This window comes from Plantactinospora sp. CA-294935 (assembly GCF_050936445.1).
Taxonomy (GTDB): domain Bacteria; phylum Actinomycetota; class Actinomycetes; order Mycobacteriales; family Micromonosporaceae; genus Plantactinospora.
Genome location: NZ_JBNJMU010000001.1, coordinates 7,782,118 through 7,795,867, shown reverse-complemented (window position 1 = coordinate 7,795,867; position 13,750 = coordinate 7,782,118). Strand labels below are relative to the sequence as shown.

Genomic DNA, 13,750 nt, shown 5'->3' with positions numbered 1-13,750 from the left:
CGGCCCCGTCAACGGGTAGCTCAGGCGGCAGCGCAGTCGAACGCGACGGTCTGCCCGGTGACACCGGTCGGGCACAGCGGCACCGTCACCTTGTACGACACGTAGCAGCGCTTCACCAGCAACGTCGCCTGCTCGGTGAACAGCGCGATGTACTCGTTCTCCCGCAGCCGGGTCGAGTCGTAGACCGCCGACAGGTCGATGATCGGCTTCGAGCCCTTGACCCACGTGCCGGGTGCGTAGATCAGGAAGTCGACATGCGCCGGCCACTGGCCCGGGGCAGTCGTCCCGCCGAACCCGGCGCCACCTTGGTTGACGTAACCGTCCTGCCAGTCGACCACCCACTGCGGGCGCAGGCCCCGCCGGGTAAACCAGCCGTTGATCTGCTCGTCAGTGATGTCGAAGTAGTTAACCCCGGCGCGGCGGGCCATGTCAGCGCGAATCCACTCCATGAGCCACTGCGGTGCCACGCACTCCAGCAGCCGGCCGCGGCCCATCCGGTACCGGTACCGGTAGTCGGTCGATGCCAGGCCCAGCGCGCCGAGGACCGCGGTGGTCGTCTCGTCGCCGTCGACATCACCGCCGAGCGTGAGCGTGAACGCCGTCGACTGTGCCGGTGCGGTTGCCATCCGGGCGATTACCCGGGCATTGATCTTGTGCTCGTGCGCGGTCATCGCCCGGCGTACGACGTCACGGGTCAGCTCCGGCCACACGGCGTTCTGCACGATGTCGTGCTCGATCTGGACCCCGTCGACCTCAAGCCGCGTTTCGGCGAAAGTGGGAGTCGGCACGCGGTACGCCGGCTTGTCCGTGCCGGCGATGCTGTCGGCCTCGGTCTGCACGAAGCCGATTGCCGAGTAGAAGTCCCGGAAGTCGAGGTTGTTCGGGTACCTCACGCCACCGCCGCGTGGGACCGCGAACCCGGGTAGGTCCAGGATCCCTTCGGTGGTCTCCAGCCCCTCACACAGGTCCCACAGCGTTTCCGACGGGGCACCCCAACCGCCAGCCGCTACCAGGTTGCCGCCCTGGAGACGCTGTTCCGACGCAGCGTGCTCCACCAGGTCAAAGTCCGTACGCCCGCCACCGGCGACGAGCGCCTGGTCGACGGGCAGCTCAACCCTGGCGACGTTCTGCTTGATGCGCGTCGCCACCCCGACCGCCTGCGGGAACCCGGCGAACTTCTCGTCGAAGGCCGCCGCCAGTTCCTCGACCGAACCGAACTGATGCCCATGCGGAACATTAGGGACGTCAGCCGCCGCCTTCACCACCGCCGAAAGGCCGCTCCGCCCAACGCGCGGCTTCGTCTGCCGGGCCGCCGCCCGCCGAGTGAGCGAGGCCAGGACCGCCGGCTGAGGCTCCGGCGCCGCGACTGGGGCGGGCTCGTCAGCGGTGGCCGGCCCATCACCGGCGTCGTCGGATTCGTCCTCAGGCGATGCCATCGCCTCGGCATCGTCCCCGTCCACCACCTCATCCTCCGGCTCGCCGTGCACAGCCTCGTCGAGATCGCTCAACTCGCTCGCGACCTGACGAGCCGCCTGCTCAATCTGCTGCTGGTGGGTGCGGACCGACTTCACGAACGCGGCCAGCTCCCGCAGGCGGGTCAGCCCGGCGCTGTCCAAGGCCGGGTCGTCTCGCAACCCATCGAACGCCGCGACGGCGTTCGTCTCCAGCTGGGACAGGGCATCCAGGTCGAGGCCGTCCAGGCTCTCGGGGATCTCGAACTCCACCGGTGGCTCCTCAGCGCACGGAAGGGATCTCATCCCGACCGGCCCGCAGCCAGCATCGGCAGTACCGCCACAGCGTAGCCCAAGAGGCGCCAACCCTTGATCATGGCGACACGGCAGAGCTTCGCTAGCCGGAGCGCTCGGTTCGCCGCCCTGGCCTCTTGCCCGTTTTGCCCCCTCGGCCTCTGGGACTCCTCGGAAAGATTCCGGCCTGCGGATAACCGCCCCTGAAACCCACATGGTTGGGCGTCCAGTCACCTAGGTAGTTGGTCTCGCAGTGGTCTCTCAGCTAGCGTCCCATACGGCATCTCATAGCTTCTCATATTGGCACCCAGCGGAGCAGCTATCACCGGAACGAAGCGCATCTCGACATGACGGGATGCGGTAGTGTTCCGGCCCATGAGCAACCCGTTCGCTGACGTCAAGGATGAAGATCCACTTGACGGCCCTGATGCCCGCTCCCGGTTACTGGAAGGCGCCAAGCGGGGCTATGCCCCGCTGCGCAAGGTGTTCGTCCAGCGTCCCGATCGTGGTGCAGCCCGGGCGTCGGTGCTCGCGGCCATGGTGACGGCGAGACAGGAGCGCGCCCTGGATGCCTTCCTGCTCCTGCACGGGCTGGAGCCCGTTCTCGACAACGACAATCCCCTGGCGCTCGCGGTGTGGGCCCGGATGCTGAGTGCCCCGGGCGACCGGTGGAGCCCTCAGAACGTGGGACGGGCCTTCGAGGCGCTGGAGAAGCGCAACCTCGTGATCCGGGAGAGCAAGGGACGTGGCATCCTCGTCCGCCCCAAGCTGGAGGACGGTTCGGGCGCGGCATGGACGCGGCCCGGCGCCGATGCCACGACGGTCGGCAAGGGCTACCTGACCATTCCGCACACGTACTGGACGACCGGGCTCGTGGATCGGCTCTCGATGCCGGGCAAGGCCATGTTCTTGATCATGCTGTCCGAGACGACGAAGAACCCGACCTTCTCGATGGCGGTTGAGCGAGCCCAGTCCTGGTACGGCATCTCGGAGCGCACAGCGGAGCGCGGTTACAGGGAACTCAAGGAGCAGAAGGCAGACGACGGTGGCCCGCTGCTGCTGGAGCACCGGCAGCTTGTCGCGGATGCCCGCTCTCCGACGGGCCTGCGCGCGGTCTGGCACCGGGCACTGGCCGCTCCGTACAGCCAGGCAGCGCGCGCCGAGTTGCAGCGCGCGACCGCGAAGGCGGCGCGGCGAGGCGCGGAGGCGCACAGGAACTCCTCAGCCCAGCCGAAGAAGCTCAAGAAGACCACCGGCCGGAAGAAGGCCGGGAAGAAGGTCACGGAGCCGGACTCCGTGTGAAGGAGAGGAGCGGCACAGTGTGTGAGCACGACGTGCCCGATGGAAACCGGCCTGCACCGCAGGCTGACCACAGCATGTGGTCGACGGTGCAGGCCGCTATCACCGGCGGCTGGTCAACAACCATCCGCTTCATCGCGATCGTGACGGTGGCCGCCGCCTCGGTCGCTCTGCTGGGAGCGTGGGCTGGAACCCCGATCTCAGCGGTAATGGGATTGTTCTTGTAACAACGGTACGGCAGGCGGATGCCGGAGGGCTAGCCACCCTCCGGCATCCGTCCCAGCAGGCAACGCTCTGACCAGGGACAACTCCACGTGGAGCCCCGCCTCCAACGCCACTGGTAGCCCTCGCGCCAGTTACCTGTCGACCGGCCGGATCACGCCGCCGCCGCCGTTGCGGACATCGGCGATCACCGCATCCGTCTTCGACGTGTGCTCGCTCGACCGCCGGCCGCTGCCGTCCTCGTACGACAGCACGTACACCCTCTTCTGGCGCTTGGCGCCGCAGTTGCAGCCCATCGTCCCTCCCTACTCGCCATGCACCTGGGCGGCCAACGCCGCGACGACCGCGGTACGGTCCCGGCCGATCGACGCCGCGATCCGTTCGGCCGCCGCCACGGTGCCGACCCGCTCCCGCTCGGCCGTCAGCCCGGCCACGACCGCCCGGCGCACCACCGCCTCCAGCACGGCCGGCGACGCGATCCCGACGCCGCGGTGGCGGGTCGGCGACGACGACCGCCACCCGGACCAGCCGGAGGCGACCATCGCGTACGCCCGTCCACCCGACGCCCGGCCCCGGACCACCGGGAACCCGCCGACGTTCACGCACAGCGCCGCCACGAGCTGTCGGGCTCCGCCGATCCACCGCCAGTCCCCGGACAGTGGTGAGCGGCGCAACAGCTGCACCTGCTCCTCGCTGACCTCCGGCACCAGCGACCCGGCGATCCAGATGCCGTGTTCGTCGCGGCCGGCGCGGACCACCGCGACCTGCGTACCGGTGTCGTCGTAGTGCGCGACCGCGCTCGCCGCGCTGGCCGCCAGGTCGGCGTGCCCAGTGCCGGCGGTGATGTGCCCGACCGCCACTAGATCGCCCTCGGCGGTCAGGACTTCCGGCCGGTGGAACCAGTCGAATCCGCCCTCGTCGGGCGGCAGCACGCACTGCCCGCCCTGGAGGAACGACAGGTGGCAGTCCCGGTCCGCGAGGTGGCCGAACACCCGCCCGTCGGCCGTGACGGTGATCGGCGTCAGCTCGGCCAGCTGCGGGTCGACGAACCACGCCTTTGGCGGGTACACAGGCGCCGCCTGCTTCGTCGTGCCGGCCGCGACGACCGCCTCTTCCTCCTTCGGCGCCTCGTCTGCGGGCGCTTCGTCGTCGGCGGTGTCGTCGTCGACCAGCTCCAGCCGGGCTTCCACGAACGCCTGCGTCCCGACGAGCGTCACCGCCATCACCCGTCCCTTCGTCACCGTGACGTACGGCTCCTCGTCCGAGTCGATGAACGCGTCCCACTCCTCGTCGGACATCTCCTCGATTGGCTTGCCCTTCGCGTCCGTGTACACGAACTCGAAGTCGTCGAGGTCGACGCTGGGGAACAGCACCCCGGCGCGGAGGAGTTCCATCGCCTCCGCCAGCTCCGGCACGGCGTCAATGAAGTCGCCGACACCGGTCAGCTTCGACTTCTGCACCTCGCCGACCGTGATCCGGCCGATCGTCACCGCGCCCTCATGCCCCGGGGCGTCTTCGCGTGCCCACCGCAGCGGCAGCGGCAGTTCCCGGAAGCTCCACTCGCCATCGGCCGCGAAGATGCGCCGGTCGCCCGACTTCGCACCCAGCGGCGCCAGCACGCCCTTCCACGTCGCCATGGCTCCACCTTCCGCGGCTCCCGCCGCTGTCACCGTGATCTCCAACCCGCTGGACCGGTCACGCCGGGGCCAGGGGTGCTCAGGGACCGCTGGCAGGGGCTCTTCCGCCTCCACCTCGATCATCGTGCAGCGGCAGTTCACGACCTGCCCGGCCGGTGCGGCCGGGTCACCCGGGAACCGGAGCGGTGTCCCGCCGACCATGAACACGCCATCTAGGGCGATCCGCTGTCCGTCCGCGTCGCGGTGGTCGTCGCGGGTTCGCTCGTCGTGGGTGGCCACCCACACCTTGTCCAACTTCTCGCCGAGCGCCTGCTCGGCGGTGAGCCAGGCGGTCAGCGTGCCCGCGTTGTACGCGCCGATCGTCTCCGTCCGGGCGATCGTCACCGCCCGATCCGTCCACGACCGGTTGCCCAGGATCTCCTCGATGGCGTCCCGGATCCGGGGGACGCTCGCACCCTCGGCAGTCAGGTCGACGACCACTGCGGTGATCTGTTGCCACGCGCTGTCGGGTACGCCCGTCAGCCGGTTCGGCAACGCCTGTAGGTACTCGTCCTTCATCTGGGCGACGCGCACCAGCTCGACGTCGCCGCCGGCGTCCACGACGCCGGCCAGGAATGTCCGCTGGGCTTCGGGGAGCAGGTGCATGGTCATCGCGTCCATCCACGCCTGTCCGGTGCCGGCCAGCGCCGACGGGTCCGGCGGCAGGGCGGCGGCGGTGAGCGCCGGCAGCGTTACGGCACGCGCCGCCCGGAGCCACGCGCGCAGCGCCGCCTTCGCTGCGGCCTCCATCCGCTTTTCGGCGGCCACCACCCGCGCCTCGTGGTCGAGGCGCAGCGGCAGCCACGGGTCGTTGTCGATCATGATCACTCCCTGCCGAAGATCCGCTGGTGCCGGTCGACGTCGACCGGGTCGCAGACGTGCGCGAGGTCGGTCATCGGCGGCTGATCGCCGTCCCACAGGTCGCCGTGCCAGCCGCAGGTGCGGCACTCGTGCCACAGCAGCCGCGCGCAGCCCTTGCCGCGACCAGATCGCTGGCACGCCCAGCCGGACATCTCAACCAGGTCAAGAGCGGGCGCGGTCGGGGCGGTCACGCCGGCACCAGCTCTCCGCGCGCTGTAACCATCAGGTGCTCGCGAAGCTCGGCCGGGTCGTGCTTCTCGCCGGTCAGGAGCAGCCCACCGACGTATCCGGTTAGGGCGGCCGTCAACTTCTCCGCGTCGACGCCGAGGCGTGACGCGACGTGCGGCACCGTCGCGAACGCCCCTTGGAGCAGCCGCGGTACGGACACCGGTGTCGCCTGCTGGACGCTGTGCAGTTCCCACGGCGGAAGCTGGCTGTGCTGGTATCGCTGGCGCCCGACCGCCCGCTTTCCAGCTGTCTCTAGAGCCCGCAGCACCAGCACTTCGCAGGCGGCGACGAACGCTTCGCCTTGCTCGGCCGCGGAGGCGGCGATCGCGTTCTGCTCGGGCGGGCCACGGTCCTCGGTATCGCCGTCCGGCGGATCGTTCGTCGGCGGATTTTCGCCGACTGGCGGGTCGGCCGGCGGCGGCGCTGGGGCGAGAGCGGCCGGGTCGACGGTGACGGACACCCCGGCGACCTCCAGGAGCCGCTGCACGAGCAGCGGCCCCGACGCCGGCACCGTGCGGACGATCTCCAGAAGCCTGCGCAGTTCCCGTTCCTCGTCGGTTGGCTTGTCCTCGTCACCGAATCCGGTCTCCCGGCGCAACGCATCTCCGGACAACTCGCCGGCCGCGTACAGGTCCTTCGCGTCGGCGCCCTTGTCCGGAGTCTGCGTCAGCTCGCTGGTGTCGTACCAGACCACCCACCGCTTCGGATCGTCGACGACGCCCTCCAGCGCCGGCCACAGCATCTGTTGCGTCAGCGCCGCGCAGAACAGCTCCAGCTTTGACTCGACGTGGTACTTGATCGTCGCCTCGTCGGTCATCCAGGCGCCCCAGTGGTTCGCCTGGGTCATGCCGAGCAGCATTTCCGGCGGGGCGTCGAGGCCGAGCGCGAGTCGCCGGATCGCGCCATCGAGCATCGACGGCACGGCTGAGGACAGCTCAGTGGCGAAGCTGAGTAGCCGCGCCTTTTCCAGGTGCTCGGCGGGGCCTTGCACGACGATCGGCACGAGTGCGGCCACCGAGTCGCGGTCCCGCACCGCGGTGGTCATCGCCTCGGTGAGCGCCGCCAGGAACGACGACACCCCGTCCTCTGGGTTCTCCTCCGACTCGGCTGCGGCGAACGTCAGCTCGTTCGGGATCAACAGGATGCCGGCCCCGGCGAGCCGGGAGTCGATCTGCGACTGGACGTACTGCGTCAGCCGCTCGATCAGCCGCAGCACCCTGCGGTTGGCCTGCACCTGCGACTTCGGGAGCGCGTGCTTACGTGGGCTTGGCGCCCAGATCCGCACAATGACCGTCTCGTCCTCGACGAGTTCGCGCGGGCCGCTGCCCTGGTCGAGCACGTACTTGCCGGACCGCTCCACCAGTTCGTCGTTCGACGCGATGAACCACGTCTCCCGGTCGGTGGCCCTATCGTCGGCATCGCGCTCGGGTTCGCCGATCAGGTAGCACTCGCCGGGCACCCCGAGCTGGATGCCGGCATCGTGCAGCAACTCGGACTGCTGAGAGGGTCCGCCGAGGAACGCGTCGTTGACGCCGGCTGGTGCCTGGTCCGGGGACTCAACGGGGCGCCCGCTGTCGTCGATCTCAGTGATGTACAGCCGGGCGCGGCCCATCGCCTTGGCGATCAGGTCCACGAGGTAGGCCAGCTCGCCGCACTCCTCATAGTGGCGCCAGGCTTCCTCCTGCCACTCCTGTTTCGTGACCTTGCGGATCGTGCCGCTGGACTCGTAGCGCATCCGGGCAGCCGAGGCGACTACGGCGGTTGCCTTCCCGACCTCGCTGCTCCCATCTGGCCTCGTGCCCCACCACGCCATCGCCTACTCCTCCGGCTCGGCGCGCACCAGCAGACCTGTCCCGTGCGAGAGGGCCAAGGCGACGGAGGCGACGTCGACCCACCAGTGTCCGGACCAGCGGGGGACGACAGAGAGAGCCCACCAGCCCGCAGCCGCCGGGAAGGCGATCCACACTGACAGGCACCAGCGACAGAACGCGAGGTACGCAAGTGGGCTACCGTCGCGCAGTCGCCGAACGATCACCTCGCGGGCCCTGCGTGTGACCTGGTCGGCGGTGACGAGCCTGGTGAGGCGGGCGACCGCGAGTAGCACTACGACGATCTCGATCAGGCTGGCCATAGGTAGCAGCATAGAAATGCTGATTGCGGCCGTACAGACCGCCACCCCGATTCGTTGAGCACAGCTCGACGTGATGATCGTCCGCGTCCTGCTTGGACCGGCGCGGCTCACAGGGTTCTCCAGCGGGCGCAGCATAGTAGCCACCAGTGGGACATGGGTCATGTTCCACTGGTGGCTCGATTGATGATCGCCATGAGGGAACACCGATTGGAGCGGCTCGAGGTGGTGGCCGCTTCAAGATTACCGAGTCTTGGCGCTCCACTTGCCGATGTGCCCGCCGAGGGCTTGAGGTTGTCGATGGCACCCCAGGCCTCCGGGCGCGCCCCGAGTATCCTGCGGTGATGACGGATCTGAGCGCGGAGTTCCTGTCGATTGCGGCCGGCGCGGGCTCACTGGCCGACCGCGAATCTGACCTTGACGTCGAGATGCTGTCCGCCTTGGAGTCCGCCGCCGAGGAGGTCGGCAGGTCGTGGTCCAAGTCCAGCCTTGGCTACCAGGCCAACGTCTACTACGCGGACTTCAAGGCACCACCTGCCGGGCACATGTTCAGCCGCGAGTGGGGGTTCCTGGGCATGCTCCACGGAACGGTCGGCGACTGGAAGCCGTACGACTCCGACGAGGTCGTCGCGTATATCGAGACTCTGGCCGGAAACCCTGATCTGGGACCCTCTCGTGTGGTGTCTGATGCCGCGAGGGGTCCGATAGACGCGCTGATCCAGCAGGCGCGCTCCGCCGGGGCGCGGATCAAGCCACCGCACGACGAGTACCTCAGGGAGAACCTGGAGGAGCTCCAGCGGATCTCGCTGCCCGGGGTCGGCAAGCTCGCGGCCTCGCTCATGAACGTCACCGCCGGGCGATTCCCCGTTCGGGACATGCAGGCTGCGGAGGGTGGCTGGCAGGTGGCCGGCCATCAGCAAGTAACTGCCGAAGCGCTGTACATACGATCCCCCTACAAGGCAGCGCGGTGGCTGGCTGAGGTCTGCGGGAGGTTGGGACGGCACCTCCAGGCGGCCGATTCGAGCGTGGAGGCGGTGATGGTGCAGCTGGGCGGCAAGGTGTTCATCGGGCACGGCGGGAGGTCGAAGGAGTACCTGCGGCTTGGCGTGTGGCTCACCGACGAGGGTCTTGAGTGGGAAGTGTTCGACCGTCAGCCGACCGCCGGGCTGAGCACCAAGGAGCGCCTTTCGGAGATGCTCGACAACGCCCGAATGGCCTTCCTCCTGATGACGGCGGAGGACGAGACCGCCGAGGGGAAGGTGCGAGCCAGGGAGAACGTCGTCCACGAGGTAGGGCTCTTCCAGGGGCGGCTCGGCTTCACGAAGGCGATCGTGCTGCTGGAGGATGGGTGCGAGGAGTTCTCCAATATCTCGGGGCTGGGTCAGATCCGCTTTCCCAAGGGCGACATTCGTCCGGCCTTCGACGAGATCCGGAAGGTGCTCCAGCGCGAGGGCGTGCTTCGCTAGGTCGGTTTTGTCGAGACCACGAACACCCTGACCGGCAGCAAGCGGCGCCAGCGCAGCCCTCTCGTGATTCGTCAGATCGCGGAGCCACCCGGGGTCCACTGGCGATCTCCATGATCCGCGAGACAGAACCTACGCCGCTAGCGGCTGGAGGAACTGGGGTCCGGGCAGCAGGTGCCGGATGGGTTCGAGCTGCGTCGGCCTGAGCGAGTACCAGGCCCAGCTCCCTCGCTTGTCCCGGTCCAGCACTCCGGCGTCGACGAGGATTTTGAGGTGGTGGCTGATCGCGGGCTGCGTCATGGTGAACGCGTCGGTGAGGTCGCAGACGCATGCCTCGCCGGTCGGCGTGGCCTCGATGATCGACAGAATTTGGAGTCGGGTGGGGTCGGAGAGGGCTTTGAGGAGTCGGGCGATCTGTTCGGCGTCCGCGCGGGCCAGGGGCGGGTGGGCTGGTCCGGGTGTGCAGGTGGGCGGTGTGGCCTGGTCGGCGGCGGGCATGAGGCGAGTCTAGGAACTGGTCGGCGGTGGTCGAATGACTGCGGAGTGAACAGCGAGTGACGCCGATCAAGAGCCTGCTTGGTGGTCGGGGGTGTCGAGGCGGTAGCCGAGGCCGCGGACGGAGATGATGATCTTCGGGTCTCGTAGGTCGTCGCCGAGCCGGGTGCGGAGCCGGCGGATGTGGACGTTGAGGGTGTTGGAGGCTTCGTCGTCGCGGCTCCAGACGAGTTGGTTGATCTGGGCTCGGGTGACGACCCTGCCGGCGTGGAGCATGAGCAGGTGCAGGAGTTGGAACTCGCGCAGAGGTAGGTCGATACGTCGGCCGCGTAGGCGGACCTCGACGGCGGCGGGGTCGAGGCGCAGGGCGCCGACCTGGATCGCGGCCTGGAAGTCGGCGGCGGTTTCGGGGCTGATCGAGCGGAGGATGGGAAGGATGTCGGCGACCCGGTATGGGCGGGGGACACAGGCGGTGGCGCCGAGGGCGAGGGCGAGGCTGGCTTCGGGGCCGTCGTGCTCGCCGACGCCGACGAGGGTGGGGATGCAGCCGTGTGTGTGTAGGGCGCGGGCGATCGCGGACCCGCTCATGGGCGGCACCTGTGCGGCGGTGAGGACGGCGTCGGGCAGCAGCGCACCGGCTTGCAGCATCGCGTCGGCGGGGTCGTCGGTGCAGACGACGTCGATCTGCCGGTCCTGCAACGCGGCGGCCACAGCTTTGGAGCCGACCGTGTCGGGGTCGACGATGAGCAGGAGGAACCGGGCGCGGACGGTGCGCGGGGTCAGCGGCTGGCAGGCCGGCGGGTTGCCGGCCTGGGGCTGCATGGGGACGTTTTCCCGGTTGTTGGTTTCGGGCATCAGCCGAATCGTCCGGTGATGTAGTCCTCGGTCCGTTTCTCCGTCGGGTTGGTGAAGATCTTGTTGGTGTCGTCGTACTCGACGAGCCGGCCGTGGCGTTCACCGGCCTGGTCGACCTCCGCGGTGAAGAACGCGGTGCGGTGGGAGACCCGGGCGGCCTGCTGCATGTTGTGGGTGACGATGACGATCGTGTAGTCGTGCGACAGTTCGTGCATCAGATCTTCGATCTTGCCGGTGGCGATCGGGTCGAGTGCGGAGCACGGCTCGTCCATGAGGATCACCTCGGGCCGTACGGCGATGGTCCGGGCGATGCACAGCCGCTGCTGCTGTCCGCCGGACAGGGCCAGGGCCGAGGTTTTCAGCTTGTCCTTGACCTCGTCCCAGAGCGCGGCGCGGATCAGGGCCTGTTGGACCAGGGCGTCCATGTCGGGGACCCGCCAGCCGAGGATCCGGGGGCCGTAGGCGATGTTGTCGTAGATCGACTTGGGGAACGGGTTCGGTTTCTGGAAGACCATGCCGATGAGCCGGCGGACGTCGATGGGGCTGACGTCGCGGGCGTAGAGGTCCTGGCCGTGGTAGGCGATGTGGCCGGCGACCCGGGCGCCGGGGATGAGGTCGTTCATTCGGTTCAGTGACCGGAGCACGGTCGATTTGCCGCAGCCGGAGGGTCCGATCAGCGCGGTGATCTCGTTGCGGCCGATGTTCATGTCCACGCCACGCACGGCCTGGTAGTCGCCGTAGAAGACGGACACGTTCTGCAGGATCAGCACCGGCTCGCTCTTGTCCCTCCTGCGGGGGGCGGGGTCGGGGATGGTGAGGGTCACCGGCCCGGGCTGCGGCCGGGTGTTGACGGAGGCGTCGTTCACAGCGGAGTCCTTCGGATTGGGGCTGCTCATCAGCGGGCTACCAGCGCTTCTGGAACCGGTTGCGGATCAGGATCGCGGCGGAGTTCATCAGCAGGAGGATGACCAGCAGCAGCACGATCGCGGCGGCGGCGAGTTCCTGGAACTCGGCCTGCGGTTCCTTGATCAGGTTGTAGATCTGGATCGGCAGGGTGGTGTAGCTCGACAGCGGGCTCTCGGGGTTGAAGCGGATGAAGGTGACCGCGCCGAGCAGGATCAGCGGGGCGGCCTCGCCGAGAGCGCGGGACAGGGCGAGGATCGCGCCGGTCGCCATCCCGGGCACCCCGGCCGGCAGCACCTGTCGCCATGTCGTCTGCCATCGGGTGGCGCCGAGGGCGTAGGAGGCGTGCCGGATCGACTGCGGCACCGCCCGCAGCGCCTCCCGCGAGGCGATGATCACCGTGGGGAGGACGAGCAAGGACAGCACGATCGCGGCGGTGATGACGGTGAAGCCGAGCCCGAGGACCCGGGCGATGAGGCCGAGGCCGAGGATGCCGAACACGATCGATGGCACACCGGCGAGGTTCTGGATGTTCAGCTCCAGGAGCCGGTTGTACCAGCGGGTGTTGTCGGCGTACTCCTCCAGGTAGATCGCGGAGGCGATCCCGACGGGCAGGCAGATCAGCGCGGTCAGGCCGATCACCCACAGGGTCCCGGTGATCGCGGACTGGACGCCGGCCTGTGCGGCGCGGGAGGCCCGGCCGGTCGGCATGTTCTCCCACAGCCGGGGGTCGAGCCGGTTCCAGCCCTTGTAGACGGCGAAGGTGATCAGCGCGATCAGGAACGCGAACGCGACCAGCAGGCAGAACTGCAGCGCGAGCTTGAACAGGACCTCGCCGGGCCGGGTACGGCGGCCGGTCAGTTCTGCCGCCACCTGGGCGGCGTCCCGTCTTCCGGTGCGGGGGGCAGGGGTCGGGGCCGTTGTGGTGCTCACTCGTACACCTCACGGAAGCGGCGGACCAGGCGGATGGAGATGGCGTTGAGCACGAACGTGAACGCGAACAGGGTCGCGCCGACGGCGAAGATGGTCAGGTAGTCCAGGGAGTCGACCGGCAGGTCGCCCTGGCCCGCTCCGGCGATGTAGCCGGTCATCGTCGCCGCGCCCTCGATAGGCGACCCGGGGATGCCGGCGGTCTTCAACCCGGCGGCGATGGTGACGATCATCGTCTCGCCCAGCGCCCGGGACACGCCGAGGACGATCGCGGCGACGATCCCGGACAACGCGGCCGGGACGACGACCCGGGTGGCGACCTGCATCTTCGTCGAGGCGAGGGCGTAGGCGCCCTCCCGCAGGCTGTGCGGCACCGCGCTCATCGCGTCCTCGGACAGGCTCGCCACAGTGGGGACGATCATGATGCCCATCGCGATCCCGGCAACCAGGAGGTTCTGGAACTCGGGCTTGGTGGCGCCGGGCCACAGTTCGACCAGGCCGGGGTTGAGGAAGGTGAGCGCGAAGAACCCGTACACCACAGTCGGGATGCCGGCGAGGACCTCCAGGACCGGCTTGAGGAGCCGGCGGGTGCCGGAACGGGCGTACTCCGACAGGTAGATCGCCGCGCCCATCCCGAGGGGTACGGCGATCACGGTGGCGATCGCGGTCACCCACAGGGTCGCGACCAGCAGCGGCACGACACCGTAGTTTTTGTCGGCGAACAGCGGCGTCCACTGCGAGCTGGTGAAGAACTCGACGATGCTGACCTCGCCGAAGAACTCCACCGTCGGCACCGCCAGGGACACCACGATGCCGATCGTGGTGGCGATCGACACGATCGCCGCGATGACCAGCAGGGTCTCGATGACCTTCTCACCGGGGCGGCGGCGCCCCCGCCGCACGGCGGCGGCGGGGACGCTGGGACCAGGAATCGTGACCACGAAT

14 protein-coding genes are annotated in these 13,750 nt (G+C 68.9%); 3 read left to right on the top strand and 11 right to left on the bottom strand.

The window, feature by feature from the left end; all coding sequences use genetic code 11:
- Positions 1-20: 20 nt before the first annotated feature.
- A complete protein-coding gene (locus ACQEVC_RS34205) occupies positions 21-1,961 on the bottom strand; it encodes a major capsid protein (RefSeq protein ID WP_432886081.1) in 1,941 nt (646 codons plus the stop codon).
- Between the two features lie 159 nt (positions 1,962-2,120).
- On the opposite strand from ACQEVC_RS34205, the gene ACQEVC_RS34200 reads away from it, so the two are divergent.
- Both ACQEVC_RS34200 and ACQEVC_RS34195 read left to right on the top strand, forming a co-directional pair.
- A complete protein-coding gene (locus ACQEVC_RS34200; RefSeq protein WP_432886079.1) occupies positions 2,121-3,047 on the top strand; it encodes a hypothetical protein in 927 nt (308 codons plus the stop codon).
- 17 nt (positions 3,048-3,064) lie between these two features.
- The gene (locus ACQEVC_RS34195) at positions 3,065-3,271 is read left to right on the top strand and encodes a hypothetical protein (RefSeq protein WP_432886076.1); all 207 of its coding nucleotides are present in this window, start codon (positions 3,065-3,067) and stop codon (positions 3,269-3,271) included.
- Positions 3,272-3,400: 129 nt separating this feature from the next.
- On the opposite strand, the gene ACQEVC_RS34190 is transcribed toward ACQEVC_RS34195, so the two are convergent.
- The 5 genes from ACQEVC_RS34190 to ACQEVC_RS34170 all read right to left on the bottom strand — a co-directional run bounded on the left by ACQEVC_RS34190 (position 3,401) and on the right by ACQEVC_RS34170 (position 8,162).
- Positions 3,401-3,562, bottom strand: a complete 162-nt coding sequence (locus ACQEVC_RS34190) for a hypothetical protein (RefSeq protein ID WP_432886073.1) — start codon at positions 3,560-3,562, stop codon at positions 3,401-3,403.
- A 9-nt stretch (positions 3,563-3,571) separates the two neighbouring features.
- Positions 3,572-5,764, bottom strand: a complete 2,193-nt coding sequence (locus ACQEVC_RS34185) for a phage minor head protein (protein WP_432886070.1) — start codon at positions 5,762-5,764, stop codon at positions 3,572-3,574.
- Between the two features lie 2 nt (positions 5,765-5,766).
- Complete coding sequence (locus tag ACQEVC_RS34180; protein ID WP_432886067.1) at positions 5,767-5,994, bottom strand: hypothetical protein; 228 nt, start codon at positions 5,992-5,994, stop codon at positions 5,767-5,769.
- On the bottom strand, positions 5,991-7,766 hold the full coding sequence (locus ACQEVC_RS34175) for a hypothetical protein (RefSeq protein ID WP_432886064.1): 1,776 nt from the start codon (positions 7,764-7,766) through the stop codon (positions 5,991-5,993). The genes ACQEVC_RS34180 and ACQEVC_RS34175 overlap by 4 nt, the downstream gene beginning before the upstream one ends.
- An 81-nt stretch (positions 7,767-7,847) precedes the next feature.
- Positions 7,848-8,162 carry a hypothetical protein gene (locus ACQEVC_RS34170; protein ID WP_432886061.1) on the bottom strand — a complete coding sequence of 105 codons (315 nt, stop codon included), beginning with the start codon at positions 8,160-8,162 and terminating at the stop codon, positions 7,848-7,850.
- A 341-nt stretch (positions 8,163-8,503) separates the two neighbouring features.
- On the opposite strand from ACQEVC_RS34170, the gene ACQEVC_RS34165 reads away from it, so the two are divergent.
- Positions 8,504-9,625: a TIR domain-containing protein gene (locus ACQEVC_RS34165; RefSeq protein ID WP_432886058.1), complete on the top strand. Its 1,122-nt coding sequence runs from the start codon at positions 8,504-8,506 to the stop codon at positions 9,623-9,625.
- Positions 9,626-9,754: 129 nt separating this feature from the next.
- Here the strand turns inward: ACQEVC_RS34165 and ACQEVC_RS34160 are convergent, their stop codons facing one another.
- From ACQEVC_RS34160 to pstC, 5 genes are all read right to left on the bottom strand, one after another.
- A complete protein-coding gene (locus tag ACQEVC_RS34160) occupies positions 9,755-10,120 on the bottom strand; it encodes an ArsR/SmtB family transcription factor (RefSeq protein WP_432886056.1) in 366 nt (121 codons plus the stop codon).
- Positions 10,121-10,186: 66 nt separating this feature from the next.
- Positions 10,187-10,972 (bottom strand): response regulator transcription factor, encoded by a 786-nt coding sequence (locus tag ACQEVC_RS34155; protein WP_432886054.1) that lies wholly within the window; start codon positions 10,970-10,972, stop codon positions 10,187-10,189.
- Complete coding sequence (gene pstB, locus ACQEVC_RS34150; protein WP_432886052.1) at positions 10,972-11,868, bottom strand: phosphate ABC transporter ATP-binding protein PstB; 897 nt, start codon at positions 11,866-11,868, stop codon at positions 10,972-10,974. Before pstB ends, ACQEVC_RS34155 begins: the two co-directional genes overlap by 1 nt.
- A gap of 7 nt (positions 11,869-11,875) precedes the next feature.
- Positions 11,876-12,748 carry a phosphate ABC transporter permease PstA gene (gene pstA, locus ACQEVC_RS34145; RefSeq protein WP_432891873.1) on the bottom strand — a complete coding sequence of 291 codons (873 nt, stop codon included), beginning with the start codon at positions 12,746-12,748 and terminating at the stop codon, positions 11,876-11,878.
- Between the two features lie 56 nt (positions 12,749-12,804).
- Entirely contained in the window at positions 12,805-13,746 is a 942-nt protein-coding gene (pstC, locus tag ACQEVC_RS34140) for a phosphate ABC transporter permease subunit PstC (RefSeq protein ID WP_432886050.1), read from the bottom strand.
- Between the last annotated feature and the right edge of the window lie 4 nt (positions 13,747-13,750).